The organism is Shewanella sp. SG41-4, from assembly GCF_014164505.1.
GTDB lineage: Bacteria > Pseudomonadota > Gammaproteobacteria > Enterobacterales > Shewanellaceae > Shewanella.
Window position 1 is genome coordinate 1 of sequence record NZ_JACJFI010000543.1, and the last position, 1,686, is coordinate 1,686.

The 1,686-nt window shown below is 43.1% G+C and carries 2 protein-coding genes; both read right to left on the reverse strand.

All coding sequences use genetic code 11. The features are described 5' to 3' along the window. Window positions 1-58 precede the first annotated feature (58 nt). The gene (gene holA, locus H5202_RS22035; RefSeq protein ID WP_182773917.1) at window positions 59-1,093 is read right to left on the reverse strand and encodes a DNA polymerase III subunit delta; all 1,035 of its coding nucleotides are present in this window, start codon (window positions 1,091-1,093) and stop codon (window positions 59-61) included. Next, window positions 1,093-1,587: an LPS-assembly lipoprotein LptE gene (locus tag H5202_RS22040; protein WP_182773918.1), complete on the reverse strand. Its 495-nt coding sequence runs from the start codon at window positions 1,585-1,587 to the stop codon at window positions 1,093-1,095. The genes holA and H5202_RS22040 overlap by 1 nt, the downstream gene beginning before the upstream one ends. Window positions 1,588-1,686 lie beyond the last annotated feature (99 nt).

A 1,686-nucleotide genomic window follows, 5' to 3' on the forward strand; every position in this document is an offset into this window, starting at 1 on the left:
TAGGGTCGAACGTGCCGCCCAAAATACCGATACGCATTCGCTGTCCTTACTTTTTATCTCAGTCAGTTAATTCAATATGAGCTAAACGGTTATGTGCTCGTGGATCAAATAAAATGCATAAATGGCTTAGACCAATCCAATCTTCAAGCCCTTTCTGTTTGAGATTTAATTCTAATTTAGACGCAAACGCGAGCATATGTTCGATATGGTCTAAATCTAATCGCGTTATTGCAGCTTGATAGAGTGGTTTACGCTTATCCCAAATTCTGTGTTGGCCCCACAGTTTGCTGAGTTGCTCGCCATTATGGACGGCCAGTTTTAAGGTGAGCAGCAAGTTTATCTCTTTGAATAAAGCCCACATTAAAATGGGCATTGCAGTGCCTTCGGCCTGCAATTGAGCCAACATGTGCTGCGCGTGTTTTTGGTGGTTACCTAGAATGGCATCACAAAGTTGAAACACACTGAATCGAGATTGGTCTTCGAAATATTCACTAAGTTGTTCTGGGGTAATATTTTGCTTAGGGCTGAGCAGTTGTAACAACTGCATCGCTTGTTCAGCCGCCAATAAGTTACCTTCAAATAGCGTAAACAACATGGCTTTTGCATCATGGTGAACCGTGAGTTCATAATGAATAATACGACTGTCTAACCAGCGTTCAAACTGTTTACCTTCAGGCGTGGTGCAGGGTAGATATATACCTTTGGCATCGAGTGATTTAAACCATTTGCTATTGGTTTGCTCTGCACTGGCTTTGGGGCCTTGAATAATCAATAACATATCTGGATTAGGGTGTTGCAACAGCGTTTGAAATGCCGCAGCTCCTTCGATACCCGGTTTACCTTGCGGCAGGGTTAACTCAATAATCCGTCGGCTAGCAAATAAGCTCATTGCTTGCCACTCTTGGACTAAATCTCCCCAGTTAAAACCGGTTTCTTGGCTTAACTGTACGCGCTCTTCAAAACCCTGTTTTTTAGCGGCATTGAGGATCTGTTGTTTACTGTTTTCGATTAACCATGGGTCATCGCCAAACAGTAAAAAACATTGAGTTAGTGGCTTGAGATGTAGCTTGAGCTGATCTGGATAAACCCGCATTACTCTGCCCCGATTGACGCCAGAGTCTGGATAATATAATCGGCAGCTTGTACGCGCATTTCTTTAACTAATAATTCCATCTCACGGCTTTTTGCTAATGCAGTACGAGGATCGTCTTGATAGTCTCGACGGATTTCTGTATCAAAATCTTGTGGCTCTTGCCCTGGTAAGGTAACAGAGTAATGCACTAAATAGATAAGTTCGTATTCGGCCACGTTGCCCGTTGGATAGAGTGACAGTGTCGCTCGTTCAAGCGAGTCATTGATAAGTCGCAACGTAGGCGTTTTTTCTGCTGCATCGACAAGGCTAATACGGTTGATCCGTAATCTGTCACGAACTAAGCGAGTTAACTCACTGTATTCATCGCTGCTGCTTAAATGTAATTCGGTTAATTCAGCTGGAATGGAATAACTGCGTTGGAGTTTGAAGCCGCATCCTGCAGTGGTCAGTAGCACCAATGTCATTATGGCTAAACAGATTTTTTTGGCTAGCATAGTGAGGGGAGGCATCCTTGTTTATTTGCATAGTTAAATAAATAACTTACCGCGGTGTAACCCGCGGTAAGTTATAACACTGAAGCGTTAACGTTATCA

What these genes read in the sequence shown, in the direction of transcription:
- holA (WP_182773917.1), bottom strand. Translation starts at nt 1,093, where the DNA reads ATGCGGGTTTATCCAGATCAGCTCAAGCTACATCTCAAGCCACTAACT.
- H5202_RS22040 (WP_182773918.1), bottom strand. Translation starts at nt 1,587, where the DNA reads ATGCTAGCCAAAAAAATCTGTTTAGCCATAATGACATTGGTGCTACTG.